A 19,712-nucleotide genomic window follows, 5' to 3' on the forward strand; every position below is an offset into this window, starting at 1 on the left:
CGCGGAAGCCCTCGTGCTCCGGGGCTCCCGGCGGGAGTCCGCCGCGCCGGACCGCGGGTGCCGTCCGGCGGTCGAAGCGCCCGCGGTCCTGTTCGGCGTGGACGCGGCCGCACCGGTGCGCGCGCTCGACCGCTCGGGCTCCTCGGGTGCGGACGGAACCGATCGCACGGTGTCATCGGCCCGGGGCCCAACGTAACCAGACCGCTCCGTCGCTGCCAGCGGACATCGGCCTTCCGAAGCCTTCCGGCGAGCCGATCGTGTGCCGTCGAACGAATTCCGGTCGGTGCGGTCGACCATTCGGCGGGTCCGTTCCCGAGCGCCCGCACTCCTCGATCACGGCCGAATGCGCGTCCTGGTCCCGGTTCGGCGGCGAGCCGGGCATCGCGCGGGGTGGCCGCCGACCGGCTCGGGTTCCGGCCGCCGACAGAACTGACGTTCGGTCAACATCACTACACTGGCGCGGTTCCATTCGATCTGAGAACGGGAAGAGTCATGCGCCGTAAGATTGCATCCACCCTGGTCGCCTTCGGCATCGCCGCAGCGGGCCTCACCGTGGGCGCCCCCACCGCGTCGGCCGGAGAGTGGGGTTGCGCGGGCAACGAGATCGACACCTACTCCGTGACGTACGGCTCCACCATGTACGGCGCCGTCCACCTCTACTACGACTCGTCCACCGGCAAGAACTGCGCCGTCACCGTCGCCACCAGTGCGGGCGGGTACGGGGTGGCCAAGTACATGTCGGTGATGCTCGCCCGCTGTACCCAGACCTCCCCGTCCTCCACCTGCAGCCTCGACGACGTGAAGGTCGACGCGGACACCTACAAGTACTACGCGGGGCCGGTCTCGCTGTCGGCGGCCGGCCACTGCATCAGCGTCAGGGGCCGGGTCACGTACAACGGCCACGAGGCGGCCGGCAGCACCTACGGCGGGGTCCACTGCGGCTGACCCCTCGCACCCGCCCCGCGTCAGGCCCGGTCCCCGGCGCCGAGTGACACGACCCGCGGGGGCGGGGGCGGGTGCGGTGACGGCCCTGGCGGCGCGGGCGGGCGGCCGGCGGCGAAGCACGACCGATCCGCGGGGGGCGCGGTTCCGAATCCGGGGAGCAGACGACACCGAGGCCGCGTCCCGGCCCCGCCCGGCGGAGGGGAACCATGAACACCGAACCCACGACCCGTAGCACCCCGGTACCGGGACAGCGGAGAGCGGCGCGGACGAGCGCCGCCGAGGTGCTCGAACCGGTCCTGCGCGAGGTGTTCGGCGGCCCGCCGCCCTTCGGCCTGCGGCTGTGGGACGGCTCGACGACGGGTCCGGCGGACGGGCCGCGGGTGCTGGTCCGGCACCGCCGGGCGCTGCGCAGGCTGCTGTGGCAGCCGGGCGAACTCGGGCTCGCCGACGCCTGGATCAGCGGGGAGCTCGACGTCGAGGGCGACCTCGCCGAGGCGCTGTCCGACGTCCGGCAGGGCCTCGCCGGTCGGACGCTCGGGCGCCCGGCCCTGCGCGACTGGCCGGCGCTGCTGGCCGCGGCCGCCCGGCTCGGCCTGGTCGGGCCGCCGCCGCCCCGCCCCGGCGGCCGGGCGAAGGTCCGCGGCGCCCTGCACAGCCGGGGCCGCGACCGGGCGGTGATCAGCCACCACTACGACCTGTCGAACGAGTTCTACGCCCTGCTGCTCGGACCGGCGATGGCCTACTCGTGCGCCTACTACACCTCGGACGACCAACCCCTGCAGGCCGCCCAGGAAGCCAAGTTCGACCTGATCTGCCGCAAGCTCGACCTGCGCCCCGGCGCCCGCCTGCTCGACATCGGCTGCGGCTGGGGCGCGCTCGCCCGGCACGCCGCCCGCCACCACGGCGCCCGGGTCACCGCCGTCACCCTCTCCGCCCGCCAGCACGAACACGCCCGCGCCCTGGTGGCCGAGGCCGGGGTAGCGGACCTGGTCGACGTCCGCCGCTGCGACTACCGGGAGATCGCCGCGGACGCCTACGACGCCGTCAGCTGCGTGGAGATGGGCGAACACGTCGGCAGGGACCAGTACCCCGACTTCGCCGCCCGCCTGCACGCGCTGCTGCGCCCCGGCGGCCGGCTCCTGGTCCAGCAGATGTCGCGCGGGGCCGCCGCCCCCGGCGGTGGTGCGTTCATCGAGGCGTACATCGCTCCCGACATGCACATGCGCCCGCTCGGGCAGACCGTCGACCTGATCGAGGCGGCCGGCCTGGAGGTGCTGCACACCGAGGCGATGCGCCCGCACTACGCCCGCACCATCGACGCCTGGCGGGCCAACCTGACGCGGCACCGGGACCGCTTCGACGCCCTGGTCGGCCGGCCCACCGTGCGGCTGTGGGAGCTCTACCTGGCCGGGAGTTCGCTGGCCTTCGCCGAGGGGCGGATGGGCGTCGACCAGCTCCTCGCCCGCCGCCCCGGCGATACCGAGGAGACCGTCAGGCCAGCCGACTGGAACGGGAACTGACGCCCCGACATCCGCTCCGGACGCGAACCGGTGCGCAGACCGCCGAGAAGAAGAGTCCCATGCCCGCGCACGCCGCCCACCTCCCCGCCGACACCCGGTCCGTGCTGCTCGTCCTGCACGGGGGCAGGGCGGAGAGCCTCGCCCGCCAGCCCCGCCTGGGGCTGGCCAGGCTCCGGATGCGGGCCTTCGGCGCGGCGGTCCGCCGACTGGCCGCCGACCCGTCGCTCACGGTGGTCGAGGTGAAGTACCGCTACCGGGGCTGGAACGGCGGCCACGCGCACCCCGCCGCCGATGCGCGCCGGGCCCTGCGGGAGATCGCGTCCCGCGCTCCCGGGGCGAAGGTCGTGCTGCTCGGGCACTCCATGGGCGGACGGGCGGCGCTCGCCGTCGCCGGCCACCCCCAGGTGCTCGGCGCCGTCCTGCTGGCACCGTGGTGCCAACCCGCCGACCCGGTGGAACACCTGCGCGGCAGACGCCTCGCCGTTCTCCACGACCCGTCCGACCGCGTCACCAGCGCGGAGGGCTCCCGCGCCTTCGCGGCCCGGGCCCGGCGTGCGGGAGCCGACGTGCGGTTCGTCGCGATGCCCCGCGGCGGACACGCCATGATCAGCGGCGCCGGCGCCTGGCAGCGCCTGGCGGCCCGCTCGGTCACGGCGATCCTCGCGGGGGAGCCGCTGCCGGACCTCCCCCCGGACGCGCCGCCGTGACGCCACCGGCCGCGGAGCCTGGGTCTGGCTCTGGGTCTGTGTCTGGAGCTGGGCCTGGGCCTGGGCATTCCGTGACGTGACCCGGTCTCGAACGGGCGGGGACGGGACCCGTGGTGCCAGCCGGAGGGTCCCGTCCCCGCGGTGCGCGAGATGGCCGACCCTGGCTTCGCGCACACCCGGCATTCGCGGGGGGACGCGCGTCGGCTTGGTGCCGGTCGGCGACGTTCACCCGATCGGCTCAACGGGGGGTGCGCAGGGCCTGGTCAGAGGTGGGCCGGGTCGCCGCCGAGGCGGGTGTAGAGCTGCTGCCAGGCGCGGTCCGTGGCGGTGGGCGGCTTCCCGTCGCAGTAGGGGGTGCGGCCGTTGGCGGTGTAGTAGCGCATCACCTCCAGCACCGCGGCGGTGTCGGCGTCCCGGCCCGCGGTGTAGCGGTCGGCGGGCTCGTGGGACTGGTGGACGAGGCAGGTGGGAGAGGGGGTGGCGGCCTGGGGGTCGAGGTCGCCCCGGGGCGGGCCGGCGCATCCGGCCAGGAACAGGGCCGGTGCGGCCGAGAGGACGAGCAGTCGGGCGATCGCCGCCGGACGAGTGGACACGGGCGTTCTCCGGGGACGGCGTCAGAGGGCGGACGGCAGGCTGCGCAGCACCATGCCCGTACCGACGGCGAGGACCAGCAGCGCGGTCAGCACGGCGCTGTAGGGGGCGAGCGCGCGCAGCCGAGCGAGCGCCGGGCGGGTGGCGAGCGGGCCCAGTCGGTGGCCGAGGCCGACCAGCAGCAGGCCGGCTCCGGTCAGGGTGGCGGCCATGCCGACTCCGTAGGCGAGCACCAGGGTCACGCCGAAGACCGTCCGGCCGAGGGCGACGGCGCCGAGCAGCACCAGCAGCGCGGAGGGACTCGGTACCAGGCCGCCGGCGACGCCCAGTCCGATCAGTCGGCGCCGGTCCGTTCGGGCGGCCCGGCCGTGGCCGTGGTGGTGACCGAGCAGGCCGTGGTGATGGTGGTGGGGGTGCCCGTGCTCGTGGCCGTGCTCGTGGCCGTGCTCGTGGCCGTGGTCGTGGCCGTGGTCGGGCCCGTGGTCGTGCTGTTCCTCGTCATCGTGCTGGGGGTGGTGATGACGGTGGGCGCCGGTGTGGGCGGCGGCGGAGTGGACGGCCGCCCCGACGGGGACGGGCCGCGCTTCGAGCCTGCGCCGGTCGACGGTCTCCGTGGCCGGGGCGCTTCCGGTCCGGTCGCGCCGGGAGCGCAGGGCGTCCCGCAGGAGCAGTGCGCCGACGAGCAGGACGAGCCCGCCGCTGACGGTGCCCAGGCGGGCCAGCAGGCGGTCGCCCGCGAGGGTGGAGAAGGCGGTGAGCAGCAGGCCGGTGGCCAGTACGCCGGCGGTGTGGGTGAGGGTGACGGTGGCGCCGACGGTGAGCGCGTCGCGCGGCCGGCCGCGTTTCCCGGCCAGGTAGGCGGCCATGACGGTCTTGCCGTGCCCGGGCAGCAGGGCGTGGCCCGCGCCCAGGACGATCGAGAGCAGGACGGCGAGCAGGCCGAGCGGCAGGGTCAGCTGGCGGGCGGTGCCGAGCGCGGTGAGCCGGGCTTCGAGGGCGGCCAGCCGGCTGTCCGTGCGGCCGGCCGCCACCGCTCCGCTCCGTGCGGCGGGCCCGGTGCCGGTGCCGGGCCGGGCGTGGAAGGCCGCGGCGGTGACGCCTTCGGGGGCGTCGAGCAAGTCCCGCGGGTAGTCGTGCAGTTCGTGGCTGACGGACTCGGCGGGGACGTCGGAGCGGTCGAGGGCGGCGCCGTCGCCCCGGACGGTGATCTCGTTCCAGCCGACCCGGCCGGGATCGGCACCGGTCTCGATCCGGAAGTCCGCCCCGTCCCGGGCGAGTTGCCGCTCGGCGTGCAGGCGGCATTCGAGACGGCCGGTGCGCAGTCCGGCCGCACCGTCCTGGTAGTTGAACGCGGCCGAGGCGACCGTCCAGGCGAGGAGGGCGCCGTCGGCGGTGAGCCGGATCCGGTGGGCGGCTTCGTCGCACCGGCCGGCCGCCCAGGCGGCCCGTTCGGTGGCGCCGACGGTGCCGTCGTGGTCGGTGTCGGCGGCGGGCTGCTCCTGGAGGGTGGGGATCTCGGCCAGGTCGGTGACGGCGAGGGCCTCGACGCCCCCGGCCCTGACGGTGAGTCCGAGGTAGTGGTTGACCGAGAAGTTGCCGAGCGGGTGGGCCCGGGCGGCGGGCGCGGCCAGGGCGGTGAGGGCGAGGGCCGCGGCGAGCGCGGCCCCGGCACGGGTCAGGGTGTGGTGGACTGCCACGCGGTGCCTCCGGAGTGCGGAACGGCGGTGGGCGCGGGTGCCCCGTGCGGGCTGGCGGCGCGGCAGGGTTTCGGCGCTGGTGCCCGCACACTGTCTCGGCCGTCCGTCCGCGGTGTCCACCGGCGCGGCCGCCCCGTCCGGCCGGACGGGTGACCGTGCTGGGCCGCAAGGGTGATCGCGGCACGCCGGGGGCCCGTTCGCGGCGAACCACGTCCGAGGGCGGAGGACAGTACGTGTCGGCCGACCCGCCGCACGACATCCGTACGTCCCGCATCCGCCACGGATGCGAACGACCGTTCCTGACAAGGAAATCGGAGACTCCTTGATGAGCCTTCTTCGTCGATCCCCGGGTCACGGCTCCGCCGCCCGCACGGCCGCGGTCCTCACCGCCCTCGCCCTCGGCATGGCCGGCACCACCCTGCTCGGCACCGGCGCCGGGACGTCCTCGGCGTCCAGCCACCGCGAGGCGCCGCTGATCGCCGCCGACCCGCAGGTCGACAACACCGACGTGTACGCCTTCACCAGCCCCGACAACCCCGACACGGTCACCCTGATCGCCAACTGGCTGCCGTTCCAGGAGCCCAACGGCGGACCGAACTTCTACCCGTGGGCGGACGGCGCGCACTACGACGTCAACATCGACTCGCAGGGCACCGGGCACCCCGACCTGACCTACCGCTGGACCTTCCACACCGAGGACCTGCGCGGCACCGACACCTTCCTCTACGACAAGGGCCCGGTGAACAACCTCACCGACGACACCCTGCGCTTCCGCCAGTACTACACGCTCCAGGAGCTCCACCCGAACTGCGACCCGGTGACCCTGGTCGAACACGGCCAGGTCGCCCCGTCCGACACCGGCCGGGCCTCGATGCCCGACTACGGGCGGCTGCGGCAGCAGGCCACCGTCCAACTCCCGGGCGGCGGACAGACGGTGGCCACCCAGGCCGCCGACCCGTTCTTCCTCGACCTGCGGGTCTTCGACCTGCTGTACGGCGGCAACCTCTCCGAGGTCGGCCAGAACACCCTGGCCGGCTACAACGTCAACTCCGTCGCCCTGCAGATCCCCAAGAGCCGCCTCGCCTACAAGGGCGACCCCGCCCGCAACCCCGTCATCGGCGTCTGGTCGAGCACCGAGAAGCAGAGCATGAGGCTCAGCCCCGGCAAGGCCGACCCGGTCGGCGACTACGTGCAGGTCTCCCGGCTGGGCAACCCGCTGGTCAACGAGGTCGTCGTCCCGGCCGGGCTGAAGGACGCGTTCAACGCGCTGCCCCCGTCCGAGGACCACAACCAGCCCGCCGTGGTCGCCAAGGTCCTCGACCCCGAGGTGCCCAAGCTCGTCCAGGCGATCTACGGCCTGCCCGCGCCCGCCGCGCCGCGCACCGACCTGCAGGAGATCTTCCTCACCGGCATCGCCAAGGCCGCGAACGGCCCGCTCGCCGTCGACCTCAACTCCCAGCTGATGAACCGGGACATCGACCCGAACCGGTTCGTCCCCGCGGAGGAGCTGCGGCTGAACATGTCCACCCCGGTGACGCCGAAGCCGGACCGCCTCGGCGTCCTCAACGGCGACTTCCAGGGCTTCCCCAACGGCCGCCGCCTCGGCGACGACGTCGTCGACATCGCCCTGCAGGTCGTCGAGGGCGCCACCCCCGGCAAGTTCGTCCAGGCCCTCGCCGCCGGCGACAAGGTCAACGGGCCCGGCAAGCCGTTCGCCGCGACCTTCCCGTACCTGGCCCTGCCCTACGACAAGGCCGTCAACCAGAAGTGACCACCCGTGCGGCGGCCCCGGCCCGGGGCCGCCGCCGGCCGCGCCGCCGACCGAGGAACCAACTCCCGTGCGCCGTCTCCCCCTCGTCCTCGCCACCACCCTGGTGTGCGGCGCCCTCGCCGCGGCCGGCGGCCTGACCGGCCCGCCGCCCCCGGCCCCCACGGCGCCCGCCCGACCGACCGCACCTCCGCCGGGCGGCGCCCTCGCCGCCGCGATCAGTGCCGACCGGCAGCACCTCCGGGCCCGCCCCGACGACGCCGCGGCCTGGGCCCGGCTCGGCGGCGAGTACGTCGAACAGGCCCGGCTGACCGCCGACGCCTCGTACTACCCGAAGGCCGACGAGGCCCTGCACCGCTCGCTCACCCTCGCCCCCACCGGCAACACCGACGCACTCACCGGCCTCGGCGCCCTCGCCAACGCCCGCCACCTGTTCGCCGAAGCCGCCGACCACGCGCAGCGCGCCCTCGACAGCGCGCCGCTGCACTGGCAGGCGTGGGCCGTCCTCACCGACGCCCGCACCCAGCTCGGCGACGACACCGGCGCCACCGACGCCGCCCAGCACCTGCTCGACCTGCACCCGGGCACCGCGTCCTTCACCCGCGCCGCCTACGACCTCGAACAGCACGGCCGCCCCGAAGAGGCCCGCACCGCCCTGCAACGCGCCCTCGCCGACGCCTACGACCCCGCCGACAAGGCGTTCTGCCACTACCAGATCGCCGAACTCGACCGGAACGCCGGCCGCCCCGCCGACGCCCTCGACGGCTACCGGCGCGCCCTGGCCGCCGACCCCGCCCACACCGCCGCCCTGGCCGGACAGGCCCGGGCCGAGGCCGCCCTCGGCCGCACCGACGACGCCCTCGCCCACTACGCGCAGGCCGCCGCGAAGGTGCCGCTGCCCCAGTACCTCCTCGAACTCGGCGAACTCCACGAATCCCTCGGCCACAGCGCGCAGGCCGCCGAGCAGTACCGGCTGCTGCGCGCCGAAGCCGACCTCGCCGCCGCGAACGGCGTCGTCGACGACCTGACGCTCGGCCAGTTCGAGGCCGACCACGGCGACCCCGCCACGGCCGTCCGGCTGCTGCGCGCCGAGTGGGACCGCCGCCACCAGGTGTTGGTCGCCGACGCCCTCGCCTGGGCCCTGCACCGCACCGGCGCCGACCGCGAAGCCCTCGACCACGCCGAATTCGCCCTCGCCCACGGCTGGCGCAACGCCCTGTTCCACTACCACCGCGGCGAGATCGAGCGCGCCCTCGGCCGGACCGCCGAGGCCCGCACCGACCTGTCGCAGGCCCTGGACACCGACCCGCGGTTCAACCCCCTCCAGGCACCGCTCGCCCGCTCCGCCCTGGCCGAACTGGACGCCCGGCAAGAAGAGGACCGCTGAGCCCGCGGCTTTCGAACCGGCTGTCGCCGGGCTCGTCGCCGTTCCCGCCCCGCGGGTCAACTCCCCGCCCGCCGTTCACTCCCGCAGGTGACGGCGTCCGAGCGGACCAAGCCGGCGCTTCCCCGGTGCCGAAGGCGTCGTGAGCGGGGCGCGGAGTTGGCCGGGTCCCGGACCGAGACGAGGCATGATGGCCACAGAGCACATCGACTCCCGGCTGCTCGCGGAACTCACCGAGCAGTCCGAGGACTTGAACAGCGACGCGCAGCGCATCACGCGCACCGCGCTGACCGAGTTCGGGCAGGTGTCCGAGTTCGGGCCGGTGTCCGAGTTCGGGCCGGTGTCCGAGCCGCGCCGACGCTGGTGGCAGCGGGGCGGGGCGCTGGCCGGCGCGGCGGGCGTCGCCGCGCTGTGGGGCACCTCGCGGGCGCTGGCCGCCTCCGCCTCGGCGAGCGCCGACGACGTGATGGCGCTGCAGACCGCCGCGTCGATCGAGAACCTCGCCGTGTCGGTCTACCAGACCGCCGCCGCCCTGCCGTTCATCAAGGACGGCAACAAGACGGTGGCCGCGTTCATCACCAAGACCACCGCCCAGCACCAGGCGCACGCGAAGGCGTTCAACTCGGCCGCCACCCAGGCCGGCGGCAAGGCCCAGGACCAGCCCGACCCGAAGTACAAGGCGGTGGTCGACCAGGCGCTGCCCACCATCAAGAGCCCCGCGGACGTGGTGAAGCTGGCCATCACCCTGGAGGACGTGGCCGCGCAGACCTACACCAAGAACGTCTCCCAGGTCTCCTCGCCCGAACTGCGCAGGCTGTTCGGCTCGGTGGCCCCGGTCGAGGCCCAGCACCGGGCGGTGCTGCTGGCCGTGCAGGCGCTGCTCGCCGGCAACGCCGCCGACCTGATCACCATCCCCGTCGACCCGGCCGAGCTGCCCGCCGCCGCGGGCAGCGTCGGCTTCCCCGACGCCTTCTACCAGACCGAGAACGCTTCGCCGATCAACGAGGGGGCCGTCAAGTGACCGCTCAGGACTGGGACCTGCCGATCAGCGAGGCCGAACTGTCCCGCCTCACCCGGGACATGGAGGAAGCCCACCGCGCCACCTTGCCCGCGATGCGCTCCGGCGCGGTCGACCTGGCCGCCGAACTCCGTACCCGGCCCGGCGGGCAGGCGCTCGACACCGGCCGCCGCCGCTTCCTGCTCGGTGCGGGCGGCGCGGCCGCCGCGCTGGCCCTCGCCGCGTGCTCCAGCGGCAAGTCCGGCAACTCGCCCGCCCCGAACGCCTCCTCGGCGGCCGCCTCCGGCTCGGCGTCCGGGCAGTACACGGGCGACCTGAAGGTGGTGGCACTGGCCACCGCGCTGGAGAACCAGGCCGTCGGCGCCTACCGGGCGGCCCTGGACGCGGCGAAGGCCGGCAAGCTCGGCACCGTCCCGCCCGCGGTGGCGACCTTCATCACCACCGCGATGGGCCAGCACGCCGACCACGCCGCGGCCTGGAACGGCGTCCTGACCGGTGCGGGCAAGCCCGCCATCACCGGCGTGCCGCTGTCCAACCAGCCCGCCACCCTGGAGGCCCTCGGCAAGGCGACCACCGTCGGCGACGTCGCCAAGCTCGCCCTCCAGTTGGAGGACCAGGCCGCGCAGACCTACCTCTTCGCGACCTACCACGTCACCAGCCCCGGCGGCATCGCCACGGCGGCCACCATCGCCCCCGTCGAGGCCATGCACGCCGCCATCCTCACCTACGTGCTGGGCCAGTACCCCGTCCCCGACGACTTCCTGCCCACCGACAAGGCCGCCGACCCGGCCCTGCTCACCGTCTGAGGGACGAGCGCGGGCGCTGGGACCGGGAGCTCGCCCCCACGACCGTCCCGGTACCGCCCCCGCCCCGGCGGCGGGTCGGTCCGGCGGATCAGACCGACAGGTCCTCCAGGCCGCGGGCGGTGACCAGGCGGGCGGCGCCGTCGGAGAGCTGGTAGGACAGGCCCACCACGGCGGTGCGCCCCGCCGCGACGGCGTTGGCCAGCACCCGGGAGCGCTCCAGCAGCACGTCGACGGTCTGCTCCACGTGGACGTCGATGAAGTCGTGGTCGCCGGTGCGCCCGGCGCTGCGCGCCGCCAGCACGCTGGGGGTGACGCGTTCGACCAGGTCGCGGACGTACCCGTGGTAGGCGGCGCCCTCCTCCACCGCCCCCCGGGCCGCGGCGACCGCCCCGCAGGAGTCGTGGCCGAGGACGACGACCAGCGGGCAGCCGAGCAGGGCGACCCCGTACTCGATGCTGCCCAGCGCCTCGGCGCCCAGGACGTGCCCGGCGGTGCGGACCACGAACAGGTCGCCCAGGCCGCGGTCGAAGATGATCTCGGCGGCCAGCCGGGAGTCCGAACAGCCCAGCAGGACCGCGAACGGACGCTGGGAGGGGGCGGTCTCGGCCCGCCGGGCGGCGTCCTGGTTGGGGTGCAGGGGAGTGCCGTCGGTGAAGCGGCGGTTGCCGGCGAGCAGGGCGGCGAAGGCGTCAGCAGCGGTCATCTGATCATCGGTCATGCCCCACAGCGTACGGTCGGCACGTCGACGCCTTCCTGCGGAGCCACCGGCCGGGAGCCGTCACGGCTGTCATGGCGTCCGCCGGCAGGTCATCGGACGCACGGGATCCGAGGGCGGGTGGTCCAGCGGTCGTCGGCGCGGGGCGGTGGCCGAGCAGTGCCCGTCGGAGGCGGCATGCGCAGGGGCGTACCGGGCAGAAGGCCGCCGGGCGCACCGGACGCGGACCGCACGCGGGCCGTCCTGCGGTGGTGCCCCCGATCAGGCCCGCGCGGGCACAGACGAACGGGGAGGATGAACGTCAGTGAAGGGTTTCCGGGGTTTCGTCCTGCGGGGCAACGTCGTCGACCTGGCCGTGGGCGTGGTGATCGGGGCGGCGTTCTCCGGCGTCGTGACCGCACTGGTCCGGGCCTTCCTCACCCCGCTGGTCGGCCTCGCCACCGGCGCGGTGGGCGACTTCAGCCGCCGGACCGTCAAGGTCCACGGAGTGGAGTTCCCGTACGGCGGGTTCATCGACGCCGCGATCACCCTCCTGCTCACCGCGCTGGTGCTCTACTTCGTGGTCGTGCTGCCGTTCAACAAGCTGCACGAGCGCTTCGCCCCGCACCAGGACGTCCAGGCGCCCAAACGGGACTGCCCCGAGTGCCTGTCCGCGATCCCCGCCCGGGCGATCCGGTGCGCCTTCTGCACCGCCCAGCTCACCCCGATGCCCGACCTGCCGTGACCGCCCCCGGCCCGGCGGCCTCGTGGCGCCGCAGGACGGCCGACGGGTGGCGGGCCACCGGGGACGCGCTGCGCCACCCCGTGCGCGCGCTCCGGTCGCACCGCGAGTCGGTCGTGCAGACCGCCCGGGTCGCGGTGGCCTGCGCACTGGCCTGGGAGGCCGCGGTCATCCTGCTGGGGGAGGACGAACAGCCCGTCCTCGCACCGCTGGCGGCGCTGCTGACCGTCCAACTCACGGTGTTCCGCACCCTGGCGCAGGGCCTGCGGCAGACCGGCGGCGTCGTGCTCGGGGCACTGGCCGCCCTCGGCCTGCTGCGCCTGGCCGGGGCGAACTTCGCCAGCATCGGCCTGGCCGTCGGCGTCTGCCTGGGCCTGGGGAAGCTGCTGCGCCTGGGGGAGCAGGCCACCGAGGTGCCGGTCACCGTCCTGCTCGTGCTCAGCACCGGCGCCCCGTACGCCCCCGTCCGGATCTGGGACACCCTGGTCGGCGTCGCCTCCGGCGTCCTGGTCAACCTGGTCGCGGCGCCCCCCACCTACGTGGGCCACGCCGCGCACCGGGCCGCGCGGGTCGCCCACCGACTCGCCGACATCGCCCACGACACCGCCCGCGGACTGCGCGAGGACTGGGACGAGCGGACCTCCGACGGCTGGCTGCGCCGGGTGGAGGCGGCCGCCCGCGAACTCGACCGGGCCCGGGAGACGGCCGCCCAGGCCGAGGAGGGCATCCGGCTCAACCCCCGGCGGCTGCGCCAGGAGACCGACCCGGCGGTCGCGCTCGGGCCGCTGGGCGAAGGGCTGACCTGCCTCGGCCACGTCTGTGACCAGCTGGGGTCGGTGCTCCGCGGCCTCGACGACCTGGCCCGCGGCGAGCGCCAACTCCCGCGCGGGCCAGAAGCCTTCACCGACGCGCGCGAACGGGTGCGGCCGCTCGCCGACGTCCTGGCGGCCGTCGGCGACGCGCTCGACGTCCTCGCCCGGATCCAGCGCGACCACGTCCGCGAGCCCGGGCACACCGACGACCTGACGGCGGCCCTGGAACGCGGCCGCGACCACCACGCCGCGGCCGCCGAGACGCTCTGCCGCACCGACCGCGACCCCGCCGTCTGGTCCCTGCACGGCTCGATCACGGACGAGACCCGGCAGATCCTCCACGAGCTCGACCCCCGCCACGGCCCCCACCCGGCCGCCCTGCAGCCCCGGCCGGCCCGGCTCGCGGCCCCGCACGAAGGGAGCCCGGACCCGGCCCGGTGAAACGGGGACGCCGTCGTGGAGGCCGTCGAGGCCGTCGAGTCGGCTGCCGCGGCGCCCTGTCGCCGCAGGCCCTGCCCGAGGACCGGGACCCGTACGCGGCCACCCTCGCTCGCCGAACCCCGGCCGTGGAACGGCTGCGGCCGGTGACCGCTGCGGGAGCGGTGCGACTTCGCCCCGGCGGGCCGGGTGCCGACAGTGGGAGTGGAGGCGTCCGCCTCCCCTGTCGAAGGAGGGGTCGTCATGGCCTTCCGTGACGAGTTTCCCGTGGACCGCCACCCCGACCCGGCCGCCCCCTCCGGGGCCCGGGCCGGTGGCGCGGGGCCGGCCCGGTGAGCGGGCCCCGACCGCACTGGCTCTTCGGGGACCAGCTCGGCCCGCACTTCCTGGAGCCGTCCGGGTCCGGGCCGGACCCCGACGCGCCCGTGGTGATCGTCGAGGCGCGCTCGGTGTTCCGCCGCCGGCGCTTCCACCGGGCGAAGGCGCACCTGGTGCTGTCCGCGATGCGGCACCGGGCCGCCGAACTCGGCGACCGGGCCCGCTACGTGCGGGCGGAAACCTACCGGGAGGGGCTGCGGCGGGCCGTGGGGGAGCGCGCCGTCACGGTCCGCCACCCGACGTCCCGGGCGGCGCTCGGCCTGGTCACGGCGCTGCCGCAGGTGGAGGTGCTCCCGCCGGGCGGCTTCCTGGTCCCGTTCGGGGACTTCCGCCGCTGGGCCGACGGCCTCGGCGGCCGGCGGCTGGTGATGGAGGACTTCTACCGGCGGGTCCGCCGGGCCGAGCGCCTGCTCCTGGACCCCGCCGGGGAGCCCGTCGGCGGCCGGTGGAACTTCGACGCCGACAACCGGGAGCCGCCGCCGCGCGGGGAGCCCGTCCTGCCCGTGCCCCCGCCCCGGTGGCCCGAGGAGGACGAGATCGACGAGCGGGTGCGGGCCGACCTCGACCGCTGGGAGCGGTCGGGCGAGGTGCGCTTCGTCGGACGGGACGGCCCCCGCCGCTTCGCCGTCACCCGGGCCGAAGCCCTGCGCGCGCTGGAGCACTTCGCCACCGCCCGCCTGCCCCACTTCGGACGCTGGGAGGACGCCGTCCTGGCGGCGGACCCGTGGATGGCGCACAGCCTGCTCTCCGTCCCGCTGAACCTCGGCCTGCTCGACCCGGGGGAGTGCGTGCGCCGCGCCGAGGACGCGTACCGCTCCGGGGGCGCGCCGCTCAACAGCGTCGAGGGGTTCGTCCGGCAGGTGGCCGGCTGGCGCGAGTACGTCTGGCAGCTGTACTGGTACCTCGGTGAGGAGCACCGGCACCGCAACGCGCTCGGCCACCGCGCGCCCCTGCCCGACTGGTTCGCCGAGCTGGACGCGGACGCGGTGCGGGCCCGCTGCCTGTCCGGCGTGCTGGCCCAGGTCCGGGACACCGGGTGGACCCACCACGTCCCGCGGCTGATGGTGCTCGGGAACTGGGCCCTGCAGCACGGGTACGACCCGGCCGCGGTCACCGACTGGTTCCACCGCAGCTTCGTGGACGGCTACGACTGGGTGATGGTCCCCAACGTGGTCGGCATGTCGCAGTACGCCGACGGCGGCACCATCACCACCAAGCCCTACACCTGCGGCGGCGCCTACCTCAACCGGATGGGCGACCTCTGCCGCCCGTGCCCCCACCGCCCCGGCGACCGCACCGGGGAGCGCGCCTGCCCGTTCACCGCCGGCTACTGGGCCTTCGTCCACCGCCACCGCGCCCTGCTGGCCGCCAACCACCGCACCGCCCGCGCCGCCGCCGGGCTCGACCGCCTCGACGACCTCCCCGAGGTGCTGGCGGCCGAGGCCGTCCGCGGGAGCGCCGCCCCCTGACCGCGGGCCGTCCGGCGCGGCCGCGGGAAAACGGTGCAAGAGCACTGCGAGTGGAAGGCCGCGGCGATCGGCGGCAGGTTCGACCCATGCGAACCAGTCCCCTGCACGCCCCCGTGCGGCCCCTCCCCGGAGACGTCCGCTCCCTGCGCGCCGAGCGGCTGCGAGCCCTGATGGACCGGACGGCCCGGGGCGACCGGGAGGCGTACGCCGACCTCTACGAGGAACTCGCGCCGACCGTCCACGGCATCGCGCTGCGCGTGGTCAGGGATCCCGCGCAGGCCGAGGAGGTCGCCCAGGAAGCCCTCCTGGAGGTGTGGCGCTCGGCACCGTCCTACCGGCCCGAGCGGGGCCCGGTCGCCGCCTGGGCCTGCACGATCGCCCACCGGCGCGCCGTGGACCGCGTCCGGTCGGTCCGCGCGTCCTGCGAACGCGAGCAGCGCGTCGTCCGGGAGGACCGGACGGCTCCGGAGCCCGTGGCCGAGACGGTCGAGCGGACCATGGAGGCGGTCCGGGTCCGCCGCGCCCTGTCCGGCCTGAGCGCGGCCCAGCGCCAAGCGCTGGTGCTGGCCTACTACGGCGGCTACTCGCAGAGCCAGATCGCCGCCGTCCTCGGGCTGCCGCTGGGCACGGTCAAGTCCCGGATGCGGGACGGCCTGCTGCGCCTGCACGGCGCCCTGCGGGACGGGTGAGCGCCACGACCCGCCCCGACCCGCAGGACGGACCCGCCCCGACCCGCCCCGACCCGTGAGGAGCCCCGCCATGGACGACGGAACCGACCAGGCCGATGTTCCCCTCGGCGTGCCGACCGGGACGGTCGCCCGCCGGCTGGGCGTGTCGCCCACCACGATCCGCTCCTGGGAGCGCCGCTACGGCATCGGCCCCTCCCACCGCGGGCCGGGCCGGCACCGCCGGTGGTCACCGGAGGACGTCTCCCGGCTGGACGAGATGTGCCGACTGACCGCCCGCGGCATCCCGCCGGCGGAGGCGGCGAAGGCGGTGCGCTCCACCGCGCCCGGTACGTACCGGAGGCCCGAGGACGGCCCGCGCCCGGCGGAGCCCGCCCCCGCCCCCGTCCCGCCCCGCTCCGTCCCGCCCCGTCCCGCCCCGGAACCGGCCGACGCCGCACACCCGGGCGGCAGCCGCGCCATGCCGCTCGGCACCGTCCGCCCCGAGTGCCGCGGCCTCGCCCGCGCGGCGGTCAGGCTCGACGGCCCGGAGGTGGCCGAGATCCTGCGCGCCGCCGTGGACGGGCTCGGACCCGTCCGGGCGTGGACCGAGGTGATGATGCCCGCCCTGCGCGCGGCCGGCCGCAAGTGGGCCGCCGACGGCGAGCAGTACGTCGAGGTCGAGCACCTGCTCTCCTGGCACGTCGCCGCCGCGCTGCGCACCGCCGCCGTCGCCCCGGTGCGGTACCGGGAGGCACCGCCGGTGCTGATCGCCGCCATGCCGGGCGAGCAGCACACGCTCCCGCTGGAGGCCGTGGCAGCCGGGATGGCGGTGCGGGGCCTGCCGTACCGGATGCTGGGAGCCGCGGTGCCCGCGCGGGCGCTCCTCGACGCGGTCACCCGCCTCGGCCCCTCGGCGGTGCTGCTGTGGGCCCAGCACCGCGCCACCGCCGACCCGCACCTCGCGCGCGAGGTCGGCCGCGCTTCCTGGGGCGCCGCCGGTGCCCGGCTCGACACGCTGGTCGTCATCGCCGGACCGGGTTGGAACCGCCACGAGCACCCGACCCGACTCGCCTGTCCGCGCACGCTCGAATCCGCCCTCGACCTACTCCAGCGGGCCGTCGACGACCGGGACACCTCCGCCGCCGACGCCCGCCCGGCCACCGCCGTCCGCACGCCGCCGACAGCGCGGACGGAGGGGCGCGCCGGTCCGTCCGGGGGGAAGGAGGACCCGTGCGCCCCGAGCCGGTGACCGACCTCGCCCCGCGGACGGTGCGCCCGACGCTGCTGTCCCAGGACTGGCGCGACGTGCTCTTCCTGCACTGGCCCGTCCACCCCGCCGTGGTCGCGCCCCTGCTGCCGCCCGGCACCTTCCCCGACGTCCGCAACGCCACCACCTGGGTGGGGCTCGTCGCGTTCTCCATGGAGCGGCTGGGGCCCGGCCGCACGCCCCTCCCGTACTTCGGGACGTTCCCCGAGGTGAACGTCCGGCTCTACTCCGTCGACGGGCACGGCCGGCGCGGAGTGGTGTTCCGTTCGCTCGACTGCCCGCGGCTGCCCGCCGTGCTGGTGGCACGGACGGCGCTCGGCCTCCCCTACCGCTGGTCGCGGACCCGTTGGACGGCGGACGGGGACGCGTTGCACCTCGCCACCCGGGTGCGCGGAGCCGGGGGCGGCGCCCGGTGCGTGCTGCACGCCCGGGTCGGCCCGCGCCTGGAACGGCCCGGCCCGCTCGCCGAGTTCCTCACCGCCCGCTGGGGCCTGCACACCCGCACCGCCGGCCGCACGGTCTACCTGCCGGTCGAACACCCGCCGTGGCCGCTGCACCAGGCGGAGGTGGAGCAGCTCGACGAGACCCTGCTGCGGGCGGCCGGCGTGGAGGTCGCCGGTCCGCCCGCGAGCGTGCTGTTCTCGCCGGGGGTGCCCGTGCGGTTCGGACCGGGCGGCGCGGCGGTGCCGCGCCGCCCCGCGGTCAGCTCTTGGTGATGCCGCAGGAGTAGGTGGCGCTGCCCGAGCCGCTGTACGCCTCCAGGTCGGCGTAGTAGGTGCCGCTGCTGGTCGCCGTCCAGCTCAGCGACTCGCCCGCGCCCTTGCCGTTGTTGACCGAGCGGGTCAGGGTGCTGCCGCCCGCGTTCATGAAGTACAGGTCCGCGTCGTAGGCGGCCGGGATCGTGCAGGTGACGGTGGCGGTCTGGCCCGAGGTCAGGGAGAGCCTGTAGTAGTCGCGGTCCGAGCCGGACTTCATGCTGCCGGTGACGGTCGCCGGGTAGCTGAGGCCGGTGATGTCGTTCGCGGTGCCGGTGCTGTCGTTCGGCTCGGTCTCGGTGCGCGAGGAGCCCGTGCCCGTGCCGCCGCCACCGCCGCCGCAGTCGGTGACCGGGGCGCCGGAGTACAGGTTGGCGTCGGGGGTGCCGTTGCTCACGCTGCGGGTGTAGTAGCCGCAGCTGGGGCGGTTCTTGAAGTCGAAGGTCTGTCCGGCGGTGAGGTGCCAGATCTTGAAGTTCGAGTAGGTGAGGGGCCGGCCGGAGACGGCCTGCTCGGGCTGGTGGTCGCCGAGCACCACGTAGGCGTCCGAGCCGGAGAGGGTGGCCAGGCCGTTCTTGTCCAGGAACAGCGAGCCGCCGCCCTGTTCGACGCCCACGCCCCAGGCTTTGCCGGAGGTGGTCAGGCCGTCCTTGACCGCGCGGGCGACGAAGGCCATGGTGCGGCCCATCCGGTCGCGGGTGACGAAGTGCGAGTCGTTGATCGTGTCGGCGTAGTTGGGCCAGGCGAACATGCCGGTGGTGAAGGTGACGCTGCTGTCGTAGGGGTCGGCCAGCGCGGTCGCGGAGTCGGTGCTCGCGGTGCAGGCGTCGTAGACGACGGCGCTGTTGATGTGATGGCCGGCGCTGCCGCCGCCCGAGCCGCCGCCCTTCGCGATGACGGACTGGACGGAGGACTGGAGCGAGGTCCCCTTCCAGGAGGCGTAGACGCACTGGTTGCCACCGGCGAAGTACACGAACTCGGCGTTGCGCACGTCGGTGTTGACCTGGGCGTTGTTGCCGTCGGCGGCGGAGGTGACGACGTCGGTGGTGCAGGAGTTGACGCCGGACAGCCCCATGAACACGTCGCACTCGGGGGTCTGGCTGCTGCCGGTGGCGGCGGAGTCGGCGAGCACCGTGACGTCGATGCTGCCGCTTCCGCCGGTGATGGCGGCGATCGCCTTGGCGGCGGTGGCGGGCACCACGGCACCGTCGCCGTTGAAGGTGAAGGCGGGGCCGCTCCACGAGGTGCGGCTGACGTCGGAGGAACCGCCGAGGCGGATCCGGGTCACCGAGGCGTGGGCCGCCTGCGGGGCGGCCACCGCGCCGGCCCCGGCGGCGGTCAGGGCGAGCGCGAGGAGGGTGGCGGATCTGGCGGACCCGAGGCGGGACAGGGCAGGGCGCATGGGAGCTCTCCTGGATGTGGGGGGTGGGGCACCGCCGTGGGGAGGGGTGCGTATCAGAAGTTACATCTGCTTTCGTCTTGTCAGTAGATGTAATGCACGTTGCCGTGGCAAAGCTTCTCCCAAGGGCCGGAGAGTCCAGGCTGTGCGCAATCGATGCGACTTCCGGCCGGGGGCGGCCGGGCGCACGGTGGTCGGTGGGGGCCGACGGAACGAGGAGTGATCGCCATGATGATCGTTCGCAAGCTGCACGAAGCCGGTGTCACCAGCGAGCACGCCTACGCGGCCGCGCTCGGCTCGGTGGGGCTCTCCCTGCTGAGCTGGGTGGTGTCGATGAAGGCCGAGCGGGCGGGCGTCGAACGGGCCGACCGCTGGGGCATCTTCGTCGGCGAGTGGGCGCCGACCTTCTTCGGCCTCGGCCTGGCCCTCGCGCACTACGAGGGCGGGGCGGCCGGCGAGGCGGGCGACCACCGCAGCGCGTGGTTCGACCGCCGCGCGGCCGCCGCCGAGGCCGGCTGAGCGTCGCCGACGACCGGGCCGCCCGGCGGGCGGCGGAAGACGGAGGATCCGACCCGGGTCCGGTGCGCGCTGCCCCGGACCCGGGTCCTTCCTACGTGGGGCGGAGTCGGGTCCGGTGCGGGGCGCCGGCCGGCG

18 protein-coding genes are annotated in these 19,712 nt (G+C 75.5%); 14 read left to right on the forward strand and 4 right to left on the reverse strand.

What is annotated here, in order from left to right; all coding sequences use genetic code 11:
- Positions 1–492: 492 nt before the first annotated feature.
- The 3 genes from ABD345_RS05125 (at position 493) to ABD345_RS05135 (ending at position 3,172) form a co-directional block, all read left to right on the forward strand.
- Positions 493–945, forward strand: a complete 453-nt coding sequence (locus ABD345_RS05125; RefSeq protein ID WP_344550537.1) for a hypothetical protein — start codon at positions 493–495, stop codon at positions 943–945.
- Between the two features lie 206 nt (positions 946–1,151).
- Complete coding sequence (locus tag ABD345_RS05130) at positions 1,152–2,465, forward strand: class I SAM-dependent methyltransferase (protein ID WP_344550538.1); 1,314 nt, start codon at positions 1,152–1,154, stop codon at positions 2,463–2,465.
- A 59-nt stretch (positions 2,466–2,524) separates the two neighbouring features.
- Complete coding sequence (locus ABD345_RS05135) at positions 2,525–3,172, forward strand: alpha/beta fold hydrolase (RefSeq protein WP_344550539.1); 648 nt, start codon at positions 2,525–2,527, stop codon at positions 3,170–3,172.
- Positions 3,173–3,435: 263 nt separating this feature from the next.
- On the opposite strand, the gene ABD345_RS05140 is transcribed toward ABD345_RS05135, so the two are convergent.
- Positions 3,436–3,765, reverse strand: coding sequence for a hypothetical protein (locus ABD345_RS05140; RefSeq protein WP_344550541.1), 330 nt, complete (start codon positions 3,763–3,765; stop codon positions 3,436–3,438).
- Between the two features lie 21 nt (positions 3,766–3,786).
- The gene (locus tag ABD345_RS05145; protein WP_344550542.1) at positions 3,787–5,460 is read right to left on the reverse strand and encodes a high frequency lysogenization protein HflD; all 1,674 of its coding nucleotides are present in this window, start codon (positions 5,458–5,460) and stop codon (positions 3,787–3,789) included.
- A gap of 325 nt (positions 5,461–5,785) precedes the next feature.
- Here ABD345_RS05145 and ABD345_RS05150 point away from each other — a divergent pair, with 325 nt between their 5' ends.
- From ABD345_RS05150 to ABD345_RS05165, 4 genes are all read left to right on the forward strand, one after another.
- Entirely contained in the window at positions 5,786–7,231 is a 1,446-nt protein-coding gene (locus tag ABD345_RS05150; RefSeq protein ID WP_344550544.1) for a DUF4331 domain-containing protein, read from the forward strand.
- Between the two features lie 67 nt (positions 7,232–7,298).
- Positions 7,299–8,615, forward strand: a complete 1,317-nt coding sequence (locus ABD345_RS05155; RefSeq protein WP_344550545.1) for a tetratricopeptide repeat protein — start codon at positions 7,299–7,301, stop codon at positions 8,613–8,615.
- 187 nt (positions 8,616–8,802) lie between these two features.
- The gene (locus tag ABD345_RS05160) at positions 8,803–9,633 is read left to right on the forward strand and encodes a ferritin-like domain-containing protein (RefSeq protein WP_344550546.1); all 831 of its coding nucleotides are present in this window, start codon (positions 8,803–8,805) and stop codon (positions 9,631–9,633) included.
- Positions 9,630–10,436, forward strand: coding sequence for a ferritin-like domain-containing protein (locus tag ABD345_RS05165; protein ID WP_344550547.1), 807 nt, complete (start codon positions 9,630–9,632; stop codon positions 10,434–10,436). The genes ABD345_RS05160 and ABD345_RS05165 overlap by 4 nt, the downstream gene beginning before the upstream one ends.
- Before the next feature lie 88 nt (positions 10,437–10,524).
- Here ABD345_RS05165 and ABD345_RS05170 read toward each other — a convergent pair whose 3' ends face one another.
- Complete coding sequence (locus ABD345_RS05170) at positions 10,525–11,154, reverse strand: carbonic anhydrase (protein ID WP_344550548.1); 630 nt, start codon at positions 11,152–11,154, stop codon at positions 10,525–10,527.
- 301 nt (positions 11,155–11,455) lie between these two features.
- Between ABD345_RS05170 and mscL the strand changes: the two genes are divergently transcribed.
- From mscL to ABD345_RS05200, 6 genes are all read left to right on the forward strand, one after another.
- A complete protein-coding gene (gene mscL / locus ABD345_RS05175; protein WP_344550549.1) occupies positions 11,456–11,875 on the forward strand; it encodes a large conductance mechanosensitive channel protein MscL in 420 nt (139 codons plus the stop codon).
- Positions 11,872–13,125: an FUSC family protein gene (locus ABD345_RS05180; RefSeq protein ID WP_344550550.1), complete on the forward strand. Its 1,254-nt coding sequence runs from the start codon at positions 11,872–11,874 to the stop codon at positions 13,123–13,125. The genes mscL and ABD345_RS05180 overlap by 4 nt, the downstream gene beginning before the upstream one ends.
- A 329-nt stretch (positions 13,126–13,454) precedes the next feature.
- Positions 13,455–14,969, forward strand: a complete 1,515-nt coding sequence (locus ABD345_RS05185) for a cryptochrome/photolyase family protein (protein ID WP_344550551.1) — start codon at positions 13,455–13,457, stop codon at positions 14,967–14,969.
- Between the two features lie 86 nt (positions 14,970–15,055).
- Complete coding sequence (locus ABD345_RS05190; protein WP_344550552.1) at positions 15,056–15,658, forward strand: sigma-70 family RNA polymerase sigma factor; 603 nt, start codon at positions 15,056–15,058, stop codon at positions 15,656–15,658.
- A 70-nt stretch (positions 15,659–15,728) separates the two neighbouring features.
- The gene (locus tag ABD345_RS05195; RefSeq protein ID WP_344550553.1) at positions 15,729–16,886 is read left to right on the forward strand and encodes a MerR family transcriptional regulator; all 1,158 of its coding nucleotides are present in this window, start codon (positions 15,729–15,731) and stop codon (positions 16,884–16,886) included.
- A complete protein-coding gene (locus ABD345_RS05200; protein ID WP_344550554.1) occupies positions 16,868–17,620 on the forward strand; it encodes a YqjF family protein in 753 nt (250 codons plus the stop codon). Before ABD345_RS05195 ends, ABD345_RS05200 begins: the two co-directional genes overlap by 19 nt.
- Here ABD345_RS05200 and ABD345_RS05205 read toward each other — a convergent pair.
- Positions 17,607–19,061: a pre-peptidase C-terminal domain-containing protein gene (locus ABD345_RS05205; protein WP_344550555.1), complete on the reverse strand. Its 1,455-nt coding sequence runs from the start codon at positions 19,059–19,061 to the stop codon at positions 17,607–17,609. The two genes, ABD345_RS05200 and ABD345_RS05205, sit on opposite strands and share 14 nt — an antisense overlap.
- A 228-nt stretch (positions 19,062–19,289) precedes the next feature.
- Between ABD345_RS05205 and ABD345_RS05210 the strand changes: the two genes are divergently transcribed.
- Entirely contained in the window at positions 19,290–19,577 is a 288-nt protein-coding gene (locus tag ABD345_RS05210; RefSeq protein WP_344550575.1) for a hypothetical protein, read from the forward strand.
- Positions 19,578–19,712: the final 135 nt, after the last annotated feature.

It is taken from the genome of Kitasatospora saccharophila (assembly GCF_039529925.1).
Lineage (GTDB): Bacteria > Actinomycetota > Actinomycetes > Streptomycetales > Streptomycetaceae > Kitasatospora > Kitasatospora saccharophila.